The following is a 17,905-nucleotide window of genomic DNA, read 5'->3' on the forward strand; positions in this document are numbered from 1 at the left end:
ATCGGGGGAGAAGAGAGCAATCCTCATGTTGAGCTTCACGAGTGCCATGGCCGTCCTTCCCGCGAGTGACCTGGAGCGGGCACGTGGCTACTACAAAGACAAGCTGGACCTCGAACCCGAGATGAGCGAGGACGGTGCACTGATCTACAACGTGGCAGGCAACCGCATCCTGCTCTACGAGACGAGCTTCGCCGGCACGGCCCAGAACACCGCGCTGACGCTGGAGACGGGCGATCTCGCGGCCACCATGACCGAGTTGCGCGGTCGGGGAGTCGTCTTCGAGGAGTACGACCTGCCCGGACTCAAGACGGAGAACGGCGTTGCCGAGATGGGCTCGGAGCGCGGCGCGTGGTTCGTCGACAGCGAGCGGAACATCATCGCGGTCTCCGAACGCACCGCGTAGGGCGTTTGAGCCGGCCGAGGCCTATCGTTAAGGCATGGAGAACTCGGCGGAGTGGCTGGAGTGGGATGTCGCGCGGGCGCGGGAATGGCTGGTCGTTCCGAGACCGGGTGACGACAAGTACTCGCGCGGTGTGCTCGGCGTCTTCACGGGTTCGCACGACTACCCCGGCGCGGCCGTGCTCGGCGTCGAGGCCGCCATGCGCACCGGCGTCGGCATGGTCCGCTACACGGGGCCGAGTTCCGTGCGCCAGCTCGTGCTCGCGCGCCGCCCGGAGATCGTCGGCGTCGGCGGCCGCGTGCAGGCCTGGCTGATCGGCTCGGGCATGACGAGCTCCCGCCGCACCCTGATCCTCGGCGGGGAGCTCGCCCAGGCGACGGCGCAGGGCGTTCCGACCGTGCTGGACGCCGGCGCGCTCGACCTCGTGCACGAGGCGCGCGGTTCCGTCGTGCTCACCCCGCACTACCGCGAGCTCGCCGAGGTGCTCGCCGAGACGGACCGCCGCGCCGGGCACGCCGCAGGTAAGGCACGCGCAGAGCACGGCAGCCCGCCGACGGCCGCGGAGATCGCGGCCCGCCCGGCACTGTGGGCGGTGCGTGCGGCCGAGCAGCTGGGGGCGACGGTGCTGCTCAAGGGCTCCGTCACCTACATCGCCGGCCCGGATGGCGCGCGATTCACGGTGTCCGGCATCCCCAGCTGGCTGGCAACGGCCGGAACCGGCGACGTGCTCGGCGGAATCCTCGGCGCGCTGCTGGCGACGCGCCACAGCACCATCGCGCAGGATGCCGCGGCGATCGCGCCGATCGCCGCGACCGCGGTGCTCGTGCACGCCCTCGCGGCACGGCGGGCGTCCCAGGGCGGACCGATCGTCGCGCTCGACGTCGCCGAGGCGGTGCCGGCCACGATCGCCGCGATGCTCGCCGGCGACTGACCCGCGCATCCCGCCGGCGACTGACCCGCGCTCCGCCCCGCCGGGTATCGGGCCGTCGCCAGAACAGGCACAACCGCGTTGGGGGACCCAAAACAGGCACGGGCGGTCACCGCATGCGCAGCTTGCCTGTTGTGCCAACGCGAACGGCAAGTCCCACTGCGTCGAGCTAGGCGGGCTCGATGTTCAGCAGGAACTCGATCGAGCCGCTCGGCTCGACCGAGACGAAGCCGAGGTTGGGGGCCTCGACGCCGAAGTCGGCGAAGGTGATCGGCACGCTGCCGCTCACCTGGCCGCCGTCGCCGGCGAGCACGGCCTGGACCTCGGCATCCACCTGCTTCGTCTCGCCGTTCAGGGTGAGCTCGCCGCGCACCGACACGGTCTGCACCTCGCCGCCGACGGGCGGTGCAGCCGCGCTGACGGGCTCGAGCAGGCGGAAGGTCGCATCGGGGAACTCGGCGACGTTCACCGCGCTGCTGCGGAAGTAGTTGTCGCGGTTCGCGGAGTCCGTCTCGATCGAGGCCACGTCGACGCTCACCTCGGCCGAGGTCAGCGTCAGCGTCTCGACGTCGAAGCTGCCGGACACCTCGGTCGTGCGCCCGACCACGGTGACGTTGGTGCCGTTCAACACCTCGTCGACCCGGTAGCCGGCGAAGGAGTCAGCCGCGACGCTCCACGCGCCGCTCAGGTCGTCGCTCGGCTCCGTGCTTGCGGCGTCATCCGGCGTCGGGGCCTGCACGGTCGGTGCCGCCTCCGCCGGTCCGACGATGAGGTCGCGGTAGATGATCGGACCGGCGATGGCGACGGCGCCGATCGCGACGACGGCCGCGACGGACAGGATGACGATGGTCTTCTTCTTCACGGATTCCTCAGGAGGTAGGGGCTGCGCGGTTCACGCTGGATCGGGACCGAGGAGGCCGGGTGCGGTGAACCGCGTGAGGAACTCCCTGGTTCGATCCTGTACCGGGTGCTTAAGGATCTGCTGAGAAGGGCCCTGCTCGACGATCTGCCCGCCGTCGAGGAAGACGACGCGGTGCGCGACATCCCGCGCGAAGGCCATCTCGTGCGTGGCCATCAGAATCGTCGACCCGCCCTCGGCCAGCGTGCGCACGAGCTCGAGCACCTCGCCGACGAGTTCGGGGTCGAGCGCGCTCGTGATCTCGTCGAGCAGCAGCAGCTCCGGATCGGTGGCGATGGCGCGCACGATGGCGACCCGCTGCTGCTGGCCGCCGGAGAGGCGGTCGGGGAACTCGCGGGCCTTGTCGGCCAGGCCGACCTGGGCCAGCAGCTCGAGGCCGCGCTGCTCAGCACGCGCCTTGCTCGTGCGCTGCACGGCACGGCTGGCGAGCGTCACGTTGTCGAGCACGGAGAGGTGCGGGAACAGGTTGTAGTGCTGGAACACGACGCCGATGCGCGCACGCACGGCGTCGAGCTTGACCCGCGGGTCGCTGACATCCGTGCCGCCGAGGAACACCTGGCCGTCATCGATCGGTTCGAGTAGATTCGCCGTGCGCAGCAGGGTCGACTTGCCCGAACCGCTTGCACCGATCAGCGCGACGACCTCGTGCTTGTCGATGTCGAGGTCGATGCCGCGCAGCACCTCGGTGTCGCCGAACGATTTGCGGATGCCGCGCAGGCTGAGCACGGGGCCCGTGCCGGCGGATGGGTGCTCACTCGACCGGTGCTCGCTCATACGATGCTCCCCATCTGCTCGCGGCGGCGCATGCGCGCCGTGTACCAGTCCGTCAACCGGATCATCGGCCAGGCCAGCAGCACGAAGAGCAGCCCGGCCAGCACGTACGGCGTGAAGTTGTAGGTGGCAGCGGTCTCGATCTGGGCGGCACGGACGGCGTCGATCGCCCCGAGCACCGAGATCAGGCCGACATCCTTCTGCATGGCGACGAAGTCGTTCATGAGCGCCGGCGTCACCTTGCGCACCGCCTGCGGCATCACGATCTTGCGCATCGTCTGCCCGTGGCTGAGCCCGAGGGCTCGAGCGGCGAGGCGCTGCGAGGGGTGCACGGCCTCGATGCCGGCCCTGAACACCTCGGAGACGTACGCCGAATAGGTGAGGATCAGGGCGATCGTGCCCCAGAACTCGCTCGGCATGCGCGGGAAGATGCCGAGCCCCGGGATGCCGAAGCCGACGAGGTAGAGCACGATGATCAGCGGCATGCCGCGGAACAGATCGGTGTAACCGGTCGCGAGTGCGCGCAGCGGGAAGAAGATCGGCCCGCGCAGGGTGCGCAGCAGGGCGAGCGCGACGCTGAAGATCAGCACGCCGATCGCGGCGAAGAACAGCACCCGGATGTTGAGCCAGAGGCCCTCGATCACCCGCGGGAACGCCTCGATGGCGACATCCAGGTTGAAGAAGCTCTGCTGCACCGCGGTCCAGCCTGGCGTGTTGACGACGAAGACCCACACGAGGATCGCGAACACCAGGGTGCTGGCGAAGGCGATCGCGACCGATGTGCCGTTCTGGCGTCGCCGGTAGGCCCGTCGCCCGAGCTCGATCTCGCTCGGAACGTGGGCGTCGTTCTCACGCACTGCGCTGCTCATCGATCTGTTCCCACCGCATCAAACTAGCGGATGCCGGGGGCCGGACCCGCACACGGGCCGGCCGCTGCGGCACTACTGCAGCACGGGCGCCGAGGCGCCGCTGGCCAGCCACTCGTCGGCCAGGGCGTCGAGCGTGCCGTTCTCGCGCAGCGCGTCGACCGCTGCGGTGACGTCGGCGGTCAGTGCGCTGTCCTTGGCCAGCACGAGGCCGAACTGGTCTCCCGTGCTGCCCTCGGTCTTCGGCAGCTGCCCGACGATGGAGCCACCGTCGAGCTCGACACCCGTCAGGTAGAAGGCCGTCGGCAGGTCAACGACGATCGCGTCAACGGTGCCGTTCTGCAGGGCGAGTTTGGCGTCGTCGTTGGTGTTGAACGCCTGGGCGCCCTGCGTCGGAGCGATCTCGCTCTCGACGGCCTGAAAGCTGGTCGTTCCGGTCTGGGCACCGATGAGGAGGTCCTTCAGCTCGGCGATCGAGGCCGCGCCCTCGGCCGGGGAGCCGGCGACGGTGATCACGGCCTGCGTTGTCTCGTAGTACGGGCTGGAGAAGTCGACCGTCTGCGCGCGCTCCTCGGTGATCGAGAACTGCTGCAGGTTGAAGTCGAAGTCCTTCGGGCCCGGCGCGATCGCCTGGTCGAATGTGCTGCGCACCCAGACGACGTCGTCCTTGTCGAATCCGAGCTCGTCGGCGACGGCGTACGCGACGGCGGCCTCGAAGCCCTCGCCCGACTCAGGAGCGTTGTCGAGCACCCACGGGAAGTAGGCGGGTTCGCCGGTCGCCACCGTCAGCTTGCCCTCCGCCACGTAGTCGGATGGGGCATCGCTCCCGGCGCTGCCGGCACCTCCGCCGGCGCACGCGGTCAGGGCGAGCAGTGTCGCGGAGGCGGCGACGATCGACAGGGTGCGGGCGCTGCGTGAGAACATGAGGACTCCTGACGGGTGCGGAATCTCCATTCTGTCGCCGGCATGGCTGGCAGGAACAGAGGCGCGACGCATTTCGACATGCACGGGTAGCATGGCCAGCATGTCCGATCCCTCCGCGTCACTCCTCGGAGCCGCGGATTCCGATCCGGATCCCGCTCGGGGCTCCAGCCCGGATTCGCAGCCGCAGCGCGGAGAACCGGTTGGACAGCATGCCGGGCCGCCGGCGGTTGATGACGCCGTGACGCGCGCCGGCCGCGAGGAGCTGCTCCGGCATCCGCTCACCCTCTGGGCGGCATTCGCGATCGTCCACACGGTGCTGATCCTGCTCTGCCTGCACGCGCCGGGGTGGCCGCTCGGCGACATCGAGGCCGTCTACAAGCTCTGGGTCGCTCAGTCGGCCAACGGCGGCAGCCAGGTGGGCATCGACGAGCCTTGGGTGTACCCGATCCTCGCCTACATCCCGATGGCGTTGGCGAATCTGCTCGGGCCGGCGCTCTACGCGCAGGTCTGGCTCGGTCTCGTCACCCTGTTGAACGCCGCGGCGTTCGCCGTGCTCAGCGGCGGGCTGCGCCCGCGGCGTGCCCGCCCGCGCTGGCGGGTGACCGCCGCGTGGTGGTGGCTCGCGTTCCTGCTGCTGCTCGGCCCGATCGCGCTGGCGCGCATCGATGCCGTCACCGTGCCGCTGTCGATCATCGCGCTGCTGCTCGTGGCCGGACGCCCTGCGGTCGGCGCTGCCCTGCTGACGATCGCGGCGTGGGTCAAGGTCTGGCCGGCCGCGCTCGTCGTGGCCCTGCTCGTGGCCTCCCGCGCCCGGCTGCGCGTGCTGCAGAGTGCGGCCGGCGTGTGCATCATCGTGATCGCGGTGAGCATGGTGCTCGGTGGGGCGGGCTATGTGCTGAGCTTCGTGACCGAGCAGACAGGGCGCGGCCTGCAAATCGAGTCCCCGGTCAGCACCATCTGGATGTGGCAGGCCGCGATGGGCGTGCCCCATGCCGGTGTCTATTACGACCACGACATCCTCACCTACCAGGTCACCGGTGACGGAACCGCGCTGGCGAGCACGCTGATGACGCCGCTCATGGCGATCGCCGCCGCGGTGGTCGTGCTGCTCGGCGCACTGCGGATGCGAGAGGGTGCGCACTTCGCTCGCGTCTTCCCGCCGCTCGCGCTCGCACTCGTGCTGGTGCTGATCGTCTTCAATAAGGTCGGCTCGCCGCAGTTCATGACCTGGCTGGCCGCGCCGATTGTGCTCGGCCTGATCTACCGGGGTCGACAGTGGCTGCCGCCGGCCGTGCTCGGCCTCGCGCTGGCCGGGCTCACCCAGCTCATCTACCCCTACCTCTACGGCGAATTGCTCGCGGCGACACCAGCCATGGTGCTGCTGCTCACCCTGCGCAACCTGTTGCAGATCGTGCTGCTCGGCTGGGCCGTGTATGCACTCGCGCGCTCCCGCGCGCCCCGCCCACACCACACCATCCTGGAGTAATCATGCTTGTCGCCTTCTCTGTAGCCCCGTCGGGAACCGGTCACGCCGACGGCTCGGTGCACGATGCCGTCGCGGCCGCCGTGCGCATTGTGCGCGAGTCCGGACTGCCGAACCACACCGGATCGATGTTCACCGAGATCGAGGGGGAGTGGGACGAGGTGTTCGCCGTCGTCAAGAAGGCCACGGATGCCGTCGCGGCCTACGGATCGCGCGTGTCCCTCGTGCTGAAGGCCGACATCCGGCCCGGCTACTCCGGCGAGATCACCGGCAAGGTCGAGCGGCTCGAGGCCGCGCTGGAGCGCGGCACCGCGGCCGAGTAGCCGAGGAGCGCGTCGCCGAGGCTCTGCGGCGGCGGCCGGAAACGCGGTATCGAATCGATTCGATTCCGCGTACACTGGCTCAGTGACCCAGCAGAACTCAGACGCTTTGGCGGCAGACGCCCCCACCCTCTCGCCCGCGCGCGTGCGGTTCGCGCTGCTCGCCCTCGCCCTCGGCGGCTTCGGCATCGGAGCGACAGAGTTCGTCGCGATGGGGCTGCTGCCGAACTTGGCCGCCGACCTCATCCCCGGCGTCTACGCGAGCGATCCGGCCGCCGCCAACGCCCAGGCAGGCTGGCTGATCAGCGCGTACGCCCTCGGTGTCGTCGTCGGTGCCCCGACCATCGCGGCCGCCGCCGCCCGCTGGCCGCGCAAGAAGTTGCTGCTGGTGCTGTTGACCGCGTTCACGCTGGGCACGCTGGCATCCGCCCTGCTGCCGACCTTTGGCTGGGTGCTCGCCGCCCGCTTCGTGGCCGCGCTGCCGCACGGCGCCTACTTCGGCATCGCCTCGCTCGTTGCGGCCAGCCTGATGGGCCCGGGCAAGCGCGCCCGCGGCGTCGCCCTGGTGCTCTCCGGCCTCACCATCTCCAATGTGATCGGCGTCCCGGCGATCACCTGGCTCGGCCAGCTCGCGGGGTGGCGCATCGCGTACATCGCCGTCACCGCGATCTTCGCGCTCACCTTCCTGGCCGTGCTGCTCTCGGTGCCGTTCCAGCCGGGCGACAAGACGGCGACGATGCGCAACGAGCTCAAGGCCTTCGGCCGCGCCCAGGTCTGGTTCGCGCTCGGCATCGGCGCGATCGGATTCGGCGGGCTCTTCGCCGTCTACAGCTACGTGGCCCCGCTGGTCACCGAGGTGACCGGGCTCGGCGCCTCAGCGGTTCCGCTCGTGCTGATCGTGATCGGGCTCGGCATGACCATCGGCAACTTCGCCGGCGGTTGGGCGGCGGACAAGAGCGTGCGCCGCAGCATGTTCGGCTTCTACGCGGTCATGCTGGTCGCGCTCCTCGGCCTGGCGCTGACGGCCCAGAACGTCGTCGGCCTGCTCGTGTTCGTCTTCCTCGTCGGCGGGGCGGCGTCGGCGCTCTCGCCGACCATCCAGACCAGGCTGATGGATGTCGCGCGCGACAGTCAATCGATCGCCGCGGCGCTCAACCACTCCGCGCTGAACATCGGCAACGCGCTGGGCGCGCTGCTCGGCGGCCTCGCCATCGCCGCGGGCTTCGGCTACGTCGCGCCGGTGTGGATCGGCCTCGGACTCACCGCGCTCGGGCTCATGATCGCCGTGCTCAGCTTCTCGTGGGACGGCCTGCGCCGCCGCCGCGGCGAGGTGCTCGGCTACGGCACGGAGCTGATCCAGACGGTCACCGTCCGCTGACCGCTCCGCACCCGGCTGCGCGGACGCGGCGCTGCAAGGATAAAGCGGGATTGCAAGGACGCGTTCCCGCCCGGCATCCTCGCAATCGCACTATCTCCTTGTAATCCGCCCGGTCTCGAGAGGACCAGCGGAGTGCGGGAAACGCGAAACGGGCGGGTGGCCGAAGCCACCCGCCCATTTCGCATGCACGAACTAGTCGGTCTGCAGCAGGATTCCGTCCTGGATGGCGCGCTTGCGCAGCGCCACCTTGGTTCCGACGTCGAAGCCGGCGACGCGGTACTTCTCGCGGATGCGCTTGAGGTAGGACTTCGCGGTCTCCTCCGAGATGCCGAGCTGGAAGGCGACGGCCTTCACCGGCTCGCCTGCGCCGTAGAGCGCCATGACGCGGCGCTCCTGGGCGCTGAGGCGCGGGGTGTCGCCGCGGTTGCCCGAGGTCAGCGCGAGGTCGAGCTCCTCCGAGATGTAGGACTCGCCCTTGTTCGCCGCGCGGATGGCCTCGACGATCATGTCGGCCTCCTCGGTCTTGACGAGGTAGCCGAGCGCACCGGCGGCGAGTGCCTCACGCACGACGGCCGGCTCGGAGTACGTGCTCATGAGCACCGTCTTGACGCCCGTCGTCTTCAGCGTTGAAATCTTGAGCGAGATCGGGATGTTGTCTTTGAGGTCGAGGTCGAGCAGCACGACGTCGACCGGGAACTGCGGGTGCGAGAGGAGCTCGGGCCACGTCGTCGCCGAGACGACGAGGTTGATGTCATCCGCAGCTCCGCGGATCCATTCGGTGAGGGCTCCGAGCAGCATCTTGTGGTCGTCGACAAGTGCCAAACGGATCTTGTTGGCCGGGTTTCCCACTCATTCCTCCTTGTGCACAGGCACGTCACGGTGCACTGATGCCCTACGCATCCACCGGATTGTCGACCGCACATTCGATCTCCACATGCAGGTCTCCCTTGCGTGTGTACTCCGAATGTGGGCCAACACTAGAGATAGCTTCCCACGTCGCGGGGTCTACTTTGCGCCGTGGCACACCCGTGGCGTGAAGAAAGATCGGAAAGCGGATCTTTCGATGCGATTGCGGGGTCACCGGGGCCCGCGGACCGATCTCGATGTGCAACATAACGTCACGTCGCTCGGTGTCGCTGACCAACAGCCAGATGGCGATCAGCATGGCGTCGCGTTGTGCGCGCGAGAGCAGACCGGCCAGGCTCGCCGGGTCGTCGATCGAGACTGCTGGGGCCAAGAACTCGGACTCGGTGATGGCGTTGTGCAGCCAGGTCTTCTTGCGGCCCTCGACGAGGTGGAGCCGTAGCTGCGTGGCCAGCTGCGATGCGGCGCTCGCGGCATCCGGATGCAGAGGAAGCGGGGTCCGCCCCTCAGCGACGTCGTCGAGCAGCTGTTCCGCGTCGAAGTCGAGGCGAACGAGCTCCTCGGATGCCAGCATGCCGACGGCCAGGCGCGGGGCGTCGACGGCGCTCTTGACGAGCACGAGGTCGAGTTCGAGCTGCACCATGCGTCGGAACGCGCGCACGACCGAGATGGCGATGAGGGGGAGCCAGACGGCGATCGCCATGGCGACGAGCTCAGGAGCCAGCGTCAGGATGTCGCTGCGGCCCTCCGCGATGGCCGCGAGCAGCAGCACACCGCCGAGCACGGCCGTTGCGGCCATCACCTCGCGCGTCTCCCGCACGCTCACGAGCGGCGTCATCATGACGCCGGCTGCGACGGCGGCCGTGGGGTAGATGCTCTGATCGGCCAGCCCCCACACCGCGGAGAGGTCGAGCAGCACGGCGACGGCCATGCCGCCGAGTGTCACGGCGAACAGCCACCGCGGCATGACACCGCCGTGCATGGCGACACCGGTGAGGGCGCCGGCCGCCGTGAGCAGCAGCACGACCCAGGCCGCGAGGACGAGCAGCGGCGACGGGTACTCGCTCCACTGGTCCACGCTGCGCCAGAGCAGGAACAGCGCCATCACGATGCTGCCGGCGATCATGCCGCCCGCGAGATCGCGGCCGCCGAGGCCGCGCTGGTTCGCCCTCGTCGTCGACACTGTGCGCTCTGCGCGGCGGAAGGTGAGCGACGGGTCGCGCTGCTTGCGTTCGCGCCCGACGATCACGCCGAGGGTGTTCTCCTCGATGCCGCTGCTCGATTCGCCCGTCGTGCCGTGCCGACCGCCGGATGCCGAGCGTCGCCTGCCGATCATCGTGCACCGTCCGATCGCAACTGCTCGTGCCCGAAGACCTCGTCGTTCTTCGGCACCTCGAGGACGACGGTCGTCCCTGCCCCCGGCGAGGAGAACAGGCGGGCGTTGCCGCCGACCTCGCGCAGGCGACCGACAACGGACTCGGCGAAGCCGAGGCGTGCCGGGTCGACGTCGCCGAGGTTGAACCCGACACCCGCATCGGTGATCATGGCGCGGAGGGTGTGCTCGTCATCGGTGATCGTGACGTCGGCCTCCGTCACCTGGGCGTGCCTGCGCACATTCTCCAGGCACTCGCCGAGCGCACCGAGGAAGGCGTCGAGCACGTCGCTCGGCAGCAACACCTGACCGCTGCCGTGCCACTTGACGTCGAGGCCCATCCGGCCGAAGCGCTGCTTGACCGATTCGAGCGTGTTGCCGAGGGCCGACTCTGCGACCGGCTCGAGCGTGTATGCCCCTGACCGTTGCGGTGTCGGCACCCCACCGAGGCGCAGCTGACGCAGCAGCCTGGCGTCATCCGCCGCCTGATGGCGGAGGGCAGCAGCGCTGACGCCGACGCCGGAGTGAGCGAGCAGGGTGAGGGTCGCCAGCACCGTGTCGTGGAGCAGGCGGGCGTCTTGCCTGCGTTGGGCCTCCGCCTCGCTGGCGAGGCGCTCTGCATGGTGGGCGCGACCGATGCTGGCGATGCGCTGCATCACGCGCGGAACGCTCTGCGCGATCCACCACCCGGCTGCCCCGATCGCGATCCAGGCGGCGATGGTGAGCTGGAGCGGTGTCGAGTCCGGGAAGGCGCGCGGAGCGGTGGAGATCATGACACTCGCGCAGGTGACGAGGAAGCCGAGGCCGAGCAGCAGCAGCCGGGGTAGGCTCACCGTCGCCATCAGCGCGAGCGCGCCGAGCGCGCCGGCGCCGATCACCGAGATGGCAGCGACCGCGGCGATGCTGGGGTCACGGTCGACGCCGATCATGCCGGACTCCCCGGGATCGATGCCGAGCAGCAGGATCGCGAAGTTGCCGGAGACGAGGCAGATCGCGCTCCAGAGCGGCGTTCCGCGCTCGCCGATGAAGTAGTGCGCAATGGCCGTGATGGCCAGCAGGGCCAAGGTCGCGGCGAGCGTGAGGATCGACACCGCACCGGGCAACAGCACACAGACCGCCGCGAACACACAGGAACCGAGGCCGGAGTAGCGCACGGTCCTGCGCAGCAGACGGTCACGCTCCTTCAGAATGCGCTGCATGGATCCTGCCGGTGGTGTGAACGAGTGGGGTACAGGCCCAGACTATCCTGCCGACTCTTCGCCGTGCAGCAGGCGCTGCAGCTCGGCCGCCACGATGTCGGTTTCGATCAGGAAGCCGTCGTGGCCGTACTCGGAGACGAGCTCGACGGGGACGTCGCCATCGATGTTGCCGGCGATGCCGGCGGCGATCACGCGCTGCCCCTCGAGCGGGAACAGCCGGTCGCTGTCGATGCCGAGAACGAGCGTTCGTGCCGTCACCAGGCCGAGGGCGGCCGCGACACCGCCGCGCCCACGGCCGATGTCGTGCGAGTTCATTGCCTCGACGAGGGTGATGTAGCTGTTGGCGTCGAATCGCCTCGTGAACTTGTTGCCGTGGAAGTCGAGGTAGCTCTCGACGGCGAAGCGGCCCCCGGCGCCGAGCGGGCTGATGTCGCTCTGCCAGCTGCGCTCGAAGCGCTCGTTGAGTTCGCTGTGGCTGCGGTAGTTGAGCATGGCCATCCGCCGTGCGAGGGCGAGCCCCCTGGTGGGGCCGTCGCCGGCGACGGCGTCGTAGTAGTCGCCGCCCTGGAACAGCGGGTCGGTGCGGACCGCCTCGATCTGAACCGAGTTCAGCGCGATCTGATCGGCGGTCGTCACCGGGGGAGCGGCGAGCACGGCGAGTCGCTGAACCCGCTCCGGGCGGCCAACGGCCCATTCGATGGCGTGCATGCCGCCCATGGACCCGCCGATGACGGCGGCCCAGCGCTCGACACCGAGCGCGTCGGAGAGGGCGGCCTGCGCATCGACCTGGTCGCGGATGGTGAGGAAGGGGAAACGGGTGCCCCACTCGCTGCCGTCCGGCGCGAGGGAGGCCGGCCCGGTCGAGCCCTGGCATCCTCCGAGCATGTTGGGCGCGACGACGAACCACTGATCGGTGTCGATCGCCTTGCCTGGGCCGATGATGTCGCCCCACCAGCCGGGTGTCGCATGTGCAGGACCGGCGTCGCCGACGACGTGGCTGTCACCGGTGAGCGCGTGCAACACGAGCACGGCGTTGTCGGCTGCGGCGTTGAGTTCGCCCCAGCTCTCGTAGGCGATGCGGGCGTATGGCAGCCGGCCGCCGGCCTCGAAGCGCCGTTCGCCGATGCCGACGAAACGGCGGTTGCCGACGGGGTCGCCCTCGCGCCATGCCCCCGTCGCCGGGGCCTTGCCGAGCAGCGTGCGCGCCTGGGCCTCTGTGATGAAGCTCGAGGGCGCGACATCCGCCGAAGTCTGCCAGTCCATGCCTCAATTGTGCCGTGCCGGCCGCGGGGTCCGGGGTTTGTTACAGCGCGACGCGCAGCGTCGCGAAAGGCGGCAGCCATCCACCAGGCAAACTCGGCAACTCTCGCCGATGCTCGCGGGGTTTCGACAGGCTGAGCTCTGAAAACGACGATGCCTCGCCCGGAGGACCGGGCGAGGCATCGCTGGGAAGGGGTGAACCGCTGTTACGCGTTCGCGTTCGCGGCGTCGGTGACGGCGCGGGCCGCGGCGAAGCCGGTCTCGAGGTCGGCGAGGATGTCGGCGATGTTCTCGATGCCGAGGGAGAGGCGCACGAGGCCGGGCGTGACGCCGGCGGTGAGCTGCTGCTCTGGCGAGAGCTGCGAGTGCGTGGTCGATGCCGGGTGGATGACGAGCGAGCGCACGTCGCCGATGTTGGCGAGGTGGCTGAACAGGCCCAGGTTGTCCACGAGTGCACGGCCGGCTTCGACGCCGCCCTTGAGCTCGAAGGAGAGGACGGCGCCGACGCCCTTGGGGGCGTACTTGTTTGCGGCGGCGTACCAGGGGCTGGATGGCAGGCCGGAGTAGTTGACCGAGGCGACGTCCGGGTGGTTGTCGAGCCACTCTGCGACGTCCTGGGCGTTCTGCACGTGGCGCTCGATGCGCAGCGAGAGGGTCTCGATGCCCTGGATGAGCTGCCAGGCGCTCGCCGGGGCGATCGCGGCACCGAGGTCGCGCAGCAGCTGCACGCGGGCCTTGATGATGTAGGCGAGGCCGTCGCCGACCGCTGCCGTGTAGCTCGCGCCGTGGTAGCTGGGGTCCGGCAGCGTGAGGCCGGGGAACTTCTCGACGTTCTTGGACCACTCGAAGGTGCCGCCGTCGACGATGATGCCGCCGATCACGGTGCCGTGGCCGCCGAGGAACTTCGTGGCCGAGTGGATGATGATGTCGGCACCGTGCTGGAACGGCTGGATCAGGTACGGGGTGGCGATCGTGTTGTCGACGACCAGCGGGACGCCGCTCTCGTGGGCGACGTCGGCGACGAGCGCGATGTCGAGGATGTTGATCTTCGGGTTGCCGATGGTCTCGGCGAAGAACAGCTTGGTGTTCGGGCGTGCGGCGCGGCGCCACTCGTCTGCGTCGTCCTGGTTCTCGACGAAGGTCGTCTCGATGCCGAGCTTGGCCAGCGTGTACTTGAAGAGGTTGTAGGTTCCGCCGTAGATCGAGCTCGACGACACGATGTGGTCGCCGGCCTGGGCGATGTTCAGAACCGCGATCGTCGCAGCGGACTGGCCGGAGGAGAGCAGCAGTGCGCCGGTACCGCCTTCGAGGGCGGTGACGCGCTGCTCGACGACATCCTGGGTCGGGTTCTGGATGCGGGTGTAGATGTTGCCGAACTCGGCCAGCGCGAAGAGGTTCTTGGCGTGGTCGGAGTTGTTGAAGACGTAGGAGGTGGTCTGGTAGATCGGCGTCGCGCGGGCATTCGTCACCGGGTCGGGGCGTGCGCCGGAGTGGACCTGCTTGGTTTCGAACTTCCAGCTTGCGGTGTTGTCGCTCATGAGGGTGGGTTCTCCTTAGAGCGTCTGGACCATCCACCGCTCGAGAGTGAGCCTATGGGCTCCGCCAAACGGTGCCAACACACCCCGAAACGCGTCGTAACACTGGAAATCCGGGTGTAGTTCCTGCGCGGGGGAGCCGGGAATTCCGTGTTTTCTAGCGCGGGGCGTCCTTCGGCAGCACGATCGTTCCGGTGGCCGTGCTGTCCTCCCTGCGGAACAGCCAATCCGCGCGCGGCTCGACGAGCGGGCGGAACACCTTCCGGATGAACGGCATCGACAACACGATCGACACCGCGATGCAGAACGCGATGACGGCCGGCAGCACCCACCACGGCTGCGGGCCGGCCAGGATGCCGCCCTCCCTGATCGGGTACAGCAGGAAGGTGTGCAGCAGGTAGATGTACATCGTCGCGGCGCCGAGGCCCGTGAACCAGGTCGTGCGGCGCGGCATCAGCATGAGGAAGGCAAGCACGAGGCCGAAGGCGAGCAGCATGACGGCGAGGCGGATGCCGCCCGCCCACCATTCGCTGTAGCCGATGCTCGCGTACGACTCGTCGTAGAGCAGGAAGCGGCGGATCTTGATGCCGCGCCACGTGTCGATGCCGAGCGCGACCGCGACAGCGAGGGCCGCGAACAGGGCGATCGCCGCCGCGCGCCACCGCCAGATCGCGGCGGGTCCCATGCTCAGCCAGCGACCGGTGACCTGCCACTGGCGCAGGCTCCAGCCGAACACGAAGAAGGGCAGGAACCCGAGGGTGCGGGAGAGGGCGAACAGGGAGTCGATGTTGGCGAAGTAGCCTGCGCCGATCGAGATGGCGATCGCGATGAGCAACGGCCAGCGCAGCAGCACGAGGTAGGGCAGCACGATGCGCCAGGCGGCGAGGGCGAGCAGGAACCAGAGGGTCCAGCTGGCGCTGGAGTAGTCCAGCCAGAACTCGCCGCCGCTCACCCAGCGGATCACGGTCCAGATCGTCTCGAAGATCAGATACGGCAACAAGATGTCGGTGACGACGCGCTTCATCTGCCGCCCGTTCGGCGTGCCCGACTTCGCGAAGTAGCCGCTCACCGTCACGAAGACGCCGACGTGGAAGGCGTAGATGAACAGATAGGTCGAGTAGGCGGCATCCGATTCGCTGATCAGCTTGAGGATGCCGTGACCGACAACCATCAGGGTGATGGCGATCCAGCGCGCGTTGTCCCAGAGGGGCACGCGGCGCTTGGCCTTGCTGGCGGCGAGTGAAGTCATCGAGAACCATTCTGCCCCGCAGCCGGCGTTGCCCGCTCGGTTTGCACGCGCCGCCCCGGCACCCGGCACAATGGAGCCATGAGTGAGACGGGTGCAGATGTGGCTGGTGCAGTTGTGAGGCGTGCGGTTGTGACCGGCGCGAGTTCCGGGATCGGCGCGGCCACGGTGCGCGGGCTGCGCGCCGCCGGCTGGGACGTGGTCGGCGTCGCCAGGCGCGAGGATCGACTGGCGGCGCTCGCCGCGGAGACCGGCGCGAGTTTCTTCGTCGCCGACCTCACCAAGCAGGCCGACGTCGACGCGCTCGCCGCGCACCTGGCCGCGACGGGACCGCTGCACGCCGTCGTGAACAACGCAGGCGGCGCGAAGGGCCTGGCCAGCGTCGAGGGCTCGGAGGCCGACGACTGGCAGTGGATGTTCGAGATCAATGTCGTCGCCGTCAAGCGCGTCATCACCGCCCTGCTGCCGCAATTGCGCGCCACCGTGCTGGCCGACGGCGGCTCTGCCGACATCCTGAACGTCACCTCGATCGCCGGACACGTCGCCTACGCGGGCGGGGGTGGATACAACGCGGCCAAGTTCGCCGCGCACGCGATGACGGCGGTGCTGCGGCTCGAGCTGAACGGCGAGCCGATCCGGGTGATCGAGGTCGCGCCGGGCATGGTGCACACGGAGGAGTTCTCGCTCGTGCGCTTCGGCGGTGACCAGGCCAGGGCTGATGCCGTCTACGCCGATGTCCCGGACCCGCTCGTCGCCGACGACGTCGCAGACGAGATCGTGCACGCGCTCACGCGGCCGCCCCACGTCGACCTCGACCTGATCGTGATCAAGCCGGTCGCACAGTCCGCTCCCCACCTCGTGGCGAAGGGCGCGCTCGCACCACGCGTGTAGCGCGGCGCCGTTACTCGGGCACCGCGGCGACGGCGGCCAGCTCGTCGGCGACGCTCGGGTCGGCGAAAGCGAGCTTCGGCACGAAGAACAGCAGCACCGCCGCGGTCAGAGCGCCGAGACCGCACACCGTCCAGACGACCATGTAGCCGGCCAGGCTGGCGGCGGTCGAGGTGACGGCGGAGGCGGCCCCGGCCAGCAGCACGACACCGAAGATGGCCGAGGCGAATGAGCCACCGATCGTCTTCGTGGTGTTGGTGAGGCCGGATGCCACACCGGTCTGCCCGCGCGGGGCTGCCGCGGCCGCGGCGGCAGGCAGCGCTCCGACGAGCGCGCCGGAACCGAGGCCGGCGATGAACATGTTCAGGAAGACCTGCCACACCTCGAGGTGGAACGGGATGAACAGCAGGTAGCCGATCGCGACCAGGAATGCGGCCGCGATGAGCGCGATCCGGGGGCTGAGCCGCTTGGATGCGATCGGGAACAGCAGGGCGCCGATGATCATCGAGATCAGGTAGGTGCCGATCAGCGTCGAGATGTCCGAGGCCTCCAGCCCCAGGCCGTAGCCGTTCACCGCGTCGGTGCCGGCGTAGGTGGCGAGCGGCGCCTGGGCGCCGAGCAGGCTGATACCGATGAGGCCGGCCGTCAGCTGCACCGGCCACATGTTCGGCTGGCGCAGCACCCGCAGATCGATCGCGGGGTCGGCCTGCTTGAGTTCCCACTTGCCGAACGGCCAGAAGCTCAGCAGGCCGATGGCGATGAGCGCCCACACCCACCATGTCTCCGGCCCGTTGATGCGCAGGAAGGTGAGACCGGAGGTGATGAGGAGCAGGCCAACGGTGAGCAGGGTGAAGCCGACGACGTCGAGCGTGCGCTTCTCGGTTCCCGGCTCCGACTCCGGAACACCGAAGAGGATCGCGAAGAAGACGAGGGTCACGGCGATCGCCGGCACGAACAGCGTGAGCGTGATGTTCTCGCCGAGGGCCGCGAAGACACGTCCGGCGCTCAGGGCGCCGATGATCGCGCCGGCCTCGAGCGCGACGACGAGCAACCCGGCCGCGCGCCGTGTCTGCGACGGCCCGTGGCCGCTGCGGCGGCCGCGATCGAAGATCAGCGCGACCTCGAGCGGCAGCCAGACCACGTAGAAGCCCTGCAGCGCCCAGGCGGCGAGGAAGCTCCAGAAGTCACCGGCGAAGGCGAGCCACCAGCTGGCGCCAGCGGTGAGCACGGTGGTGGCGAGCAGGATCCGCTTGTGCCCGAACATGTCGCCGAGCTTGGCGAGGAACGGGACGACGAGGGCGGAGAGCAGCAGCTGCGATGCCTCGAACCAGTTGAAGTCGGCGTCGTGGATGCCGAGGTGGTCGACGAGATCCGGGATCAGGGGAACGTAGTAGCCCTGCAGGATTCCGCTCGTGATCTCGACGAGGAACAGCCAGCCGACGATGGCCGCGGTCACCCCCGCAACGTTCCGTGCGCCACGCTGCGCAGTGGGTGCTGAAGTCATCCTCGGATGCTACAGCCTGCGGCATCCGCAATTCGCTCCGACGTGCAG

The 17,905-nt window shown here is 69.1% G+C and carries 17 protein-coding genes; 6 read left to right on the forward strand and 11 right to left on the reverse strand.

The genetic code is table 11. The features are described 5' to 3' along the window. Positions 1–46: 46 nt before the first annotated feature. Together EV379_RS03480 and EV379_RS03485 are read left to right on the forward strand one after the other, a co-directional pair. Positions 47–403 (forward strand): VOC family protein, encoded by a 357-nt coding sequence (locus EV379_RS03480; protein WP_242616216.1) that lies wholly within the window; start codon positions 47–49, stop codon positions 401–403. A 34-nt stretch (positions 404–437) separates the two neighbouring features. Then, positions 438–1,331 carry an ADP-dependent NAD(P)H-hydrate dehydratase gene (locus tag EV379_RS03485; RefSeq protein WP_130504918.1) on the forward strand — a complete coding sequence of 298 codons (894 nt, stop codon included), beginning with the start codon at positions 438–440 and terminating at the stop codon, positions 1,329–1,331. 166 nt (positions 1,332–1,497) lie between these two features. On the opposite strand, the gene EV379_RS03490 is transcribed toward EV379_RS03485, so the two are convergent. The 4 genes from EV379_RS03490 to EV379_RS03505 form a co-directional block, all read right to left on the reverse strand. Beyond that, entirely contained in the window at positions 1,498–2,190 is a 693-nt protein-coding gene (locus tag EV379_RS03490; protein WP_130504919.1) for a YceI family protein, read from the reverse strand. 30 nt (positions 2,191–2,220) lie between these two features. Continuing rightward, entirely contained in the window at positions 2,221–3,021 is an 801-nt protein-coding gene (locus tag EV379_RS03495; protein ID WP_130504920.1) for an amino acid ABC transporter ATP-binding protein, read from the reverse strand. Then, positions 3,018–3,887: an amino acid ABC transporter permease gene (locus tag EV379_RS03500; protein ID WP_130504921.1), complete on the reverse strand. Its 870-nt coding sequence runs from the start codon at positions 3,885–3,887 to the stop codon at positions 3,018–3,020. Before EV379_RS03500 ends, EV379_RS03495 begins: the two co-directional genes overlap by 4 nt. Before the next feature lie 72 nt (positions 3,888–3,959). Next, positions 3,960–4,808, reverse strand: a complete 849-nt coding sequence (locus tag EV379_RS03505) for an ABC transporter substrate-binding protein (RefSeq protein ID WP_130504922.1) — start codon at positions 4,806–4,808, stop codon at positions 3,960–3,962. Positions 4,809–4,908: 100 nt separating this feature from the next. On the opposite strand from EV379_RS03505, the gene EV379_RS03510 reads away from it, so the two are divergent. The 3 genes from EV379_RS03510 (at position 4,909) to EV379_RS03520 (ending at position 7,989) form a co-directional block, all read left to right on the forward strand. After that, positions 4,909–6,294: a glycosyltransferase 87 family protein gene (locus EV379_RS03510; RefSeq protein ID WP_130504923.1), complete on the forward strand. Its 1,386-nt coding sequence runs from the start codon at positions 4,909–4,911 to the stop codon at positions 6,292–6,294. 2 nt (positions 6,295–6,296) lie between these two features. Continuing rightward, entirely contained in the window at positions 6,297–6,614 is a 318-nt protein-coding gene (locus EV379_RS03515; protein ID WP_130504924.1) for a thiamine-binding protein, read from the forward strand. 82 nt (positions 6,615–6,696) lie between these two features. Further along, entirely contained in the window at positions 6,697–7,989 is a 1,293-nt protein-coding gene (locus tag EV379_RS03520) for an MFS transporter (protein WP_242616217.1), read from the forward strand. Between the two features lie 192 nt (positions 7,990–8,181). Here EV379_RS03520 and EV379_RS03525 read toward each other — a convergent pair whose 3' ends face one another. From EV379_RS03525 to EV379_RS03550, 6 genes are all read right to left on the reverse strand, one after another. After that, the gene (locus EV379_RS03525; protein WP_278044017.1) at positions 8,182–8,838 is read right to left on the reverse strand and encodes a response regulator transcription factor; all 657 of its coding nucleotides are present in this window, start codon (positions 8,836–8,838) and stop codon (positions 8,182–8,184) included. 43 nt (positions 8,839–8,881) lie between these two features. Beyond that, on the reverse strand, positions 8,882–10,189 hold the full coding sequence (locus EV379_RS03530) for a hypothetical protein (RefSeq protein ID WP_130504925.1): 1,308 nt from the start codon (positions 10,187–10,189) through the stop codon (positions 8,882–8,884). After that, positions 10,186–11,424 (reverse strand): sensor histidine kinase, encoded by a 1,239-nt coding sequence (locus EV379_RS03535; protein ID WP_130504926.1) that lies wholly within the window; start codon positions 11,422–11,424, stop codon positions 10,186–10,188. Before EV379_RS03535 ends, EV379_RS03530 begins: the two co-directional genes overlap by 4 nt. 42 nt (positions 11,425–11,466) lie before the next feature. Next, on the reverse strand, positions 11,467–12,687 hold the full coding sequence (gene metX, locus EV379_RS03540) for a homoserine O-acetyltransferase MetX (RefSeq protein ID WP_130504927.1): 1,221 nt from the start codon (positions 12,685–12,687) through the stop codon (positions 11,467–11,469). A 203-nt stretch (positions 12,688–12,890) separates the two neighbouring features. After that, on the reverse strand, positions 12,891–14,222 hold the full coding sequence (locus EV379_RS03545; RefSeq protein WP_130504928.1) for a bifunctional o-acetylhomoserine/o-acetylserine sulfhydrylase: 1,332 nt from the start codon (positions 14,220–14,222) through the stop codon (positions 12,891–12,893). A gap of 154 nt (positions 14,223–14,376) precedes the next feature. After that, positions 14,377–15,468, reverse strand: coding sequence for an acyltransferase family protein (locus EV379_RS03550; RefSeq protein WP_130504929.1), 1,092 nt, complete (start codon positions 15,466–15,468; stop codon positions 14,377–14,379). 78 nt (positions 15,469–15,546) lie between these two features. Here EV379_RS03550 and EV379_RS03555 point away from each other — a divergent pair, with 78 nt between their 5' ends. Continuing rightward, positions 15,547–16,356, forward strand: a complete 810-nt coding sequence (locus EV379_RS03555) for an SDR family NAD(P)-dependent oxidoreductase (RefSeq protein ID WP_130504930.1) — start codon at positions 15,547–15,549, stop codon at positions 16,354–16,356. A 10-nt stretch (positions 16,357–16,366) separates the two neighbouring features. Here EV379_RS03555 and EV379_RS03560 read toward each other — a convergent pair whose 3' ends face one another. After that, on the reverse strand, positions 16,367–17,857 hold the full coding sequence (locus tag EV379_RS03560) for an MFS transporter (RefSeq protein WP_130504931.1): 1,491 nt from the start codon (positions 17,855–17,857) through the stop codon (positions 16,367–16,369). Positions 17,858–17,905: the final 48 nt, after the last annotated feature.

The organism is Microterricola gilva, assembly GCF_004217495.1.
Classification (GTDB): Bacteria; Actinomycetota; Actinomycetes; order Actinomycetales; family Microbacteriaceae; genus Microterricola; species Microterricola gilva.

Excerpts from the sequence above, each read along its gene's own strand:
- EV379_RS03545 (WP_130504928.1), bottom strand. The coding sequence starts at position 14,222 with ATGAGCGACAACACCGCAAGCTGGAAGTTCGAAACCAAGCAGGTCCAC.
- EV379_RS03560 (WP_130504931.1), bottom strand. The coding sequence starts at position 17,857 with ATGACTTCAGCACCCACTGCGCAGCGTGGCGCACGGAACGTTGCGGGG.
- EV379_RS03555 (WP_130504930.1), top strand. The coding sequence starts at position 15,547 with ATGAGTGAGACGGGTGCAGATGTGGCTGGTGCAGTTGTGAGGCGTGCG.
- EV379_RS03485 (WP_130504918.1), top strand. The coding sequence starts at position 438 with ATGGAGAACTCGGCGGAGTGGCTGGAGTGGGATGTCGCGCGGGCGCGG.
- EV379_RS03500 (WP_130504921.1), bottom strand. The coding sequence starts at position 3,887 with ATGAGCAGCGCAGTGCGTGAGAACGACGCCCACGTTCCGAGCGAGATC.
- EV379_RS03530 (WP_130504925.1), bottom strand. The coding sequence starts at position 10,189 with ATGATCGGCAGGCGACGCTCGGCATCCGGCGGTCGGCACGGCACGACG.
- EV379_RS03495 (WP_130504920.1), bottom strand. The coding sequence starts at position 3,021 with ATGAGCGAGCACCGGTCGAGTGAGCACCCATCCGCCGGCACGGGCCCC.
- EV379_RS03550 (WP_130504929.1), bottom strand. The coding sequence starts at position 15,468 with ATGACTTCACTCGCCGCCAGCAAGGCCAAGCGCCGCGTGCCCCTCTGG.
- EV379_RS03515 (WP_130504924.1), top strand. The coding sequence starts at position 6,297 with ATGCTTGTCGCCTTCTCTGTAGCCCCGTCGGGAACCGGTCACGCCGAC.
- EV379_RS03505 (WP_130504922.1), bottom strand. The coding sequence starts at position 4,808 with ATGTTCTCACGCAGCGCCCGCACCCTGTCGATCGTCGCCGCCTCCGCG.
- EV379_RS03480 (WP_242616216.1), top strand. The coding sequence starts at position 47 with ATGGCCGTCCTTCCCGCGAGTGACCTGGAGCGGGCACGTGGCTACTAC.
- metX (WP_130504927.1), bottom strand. The coding sequence starts at position 12,687 with ATGGACTGGCAGACTTCGGCGGATGTCGCGCCCTCGAGCTTCATCACA.
- EV379_RS03510 (WP_130504923.1), top strand. The coding sequence starts at position 4,909 with ATGTCCGATCCCTCCGCGTCACTCCTCGGAGCCGCGGATTCCGATCCG.
- EV379_RS03535 (WP_130504926.1), bottom strand. The coding sequence starts at position 11,424 with ATGCAGCGCATTCTGAAGGAGCGTGACCGTCTGCTGCGCAGGACCGTG.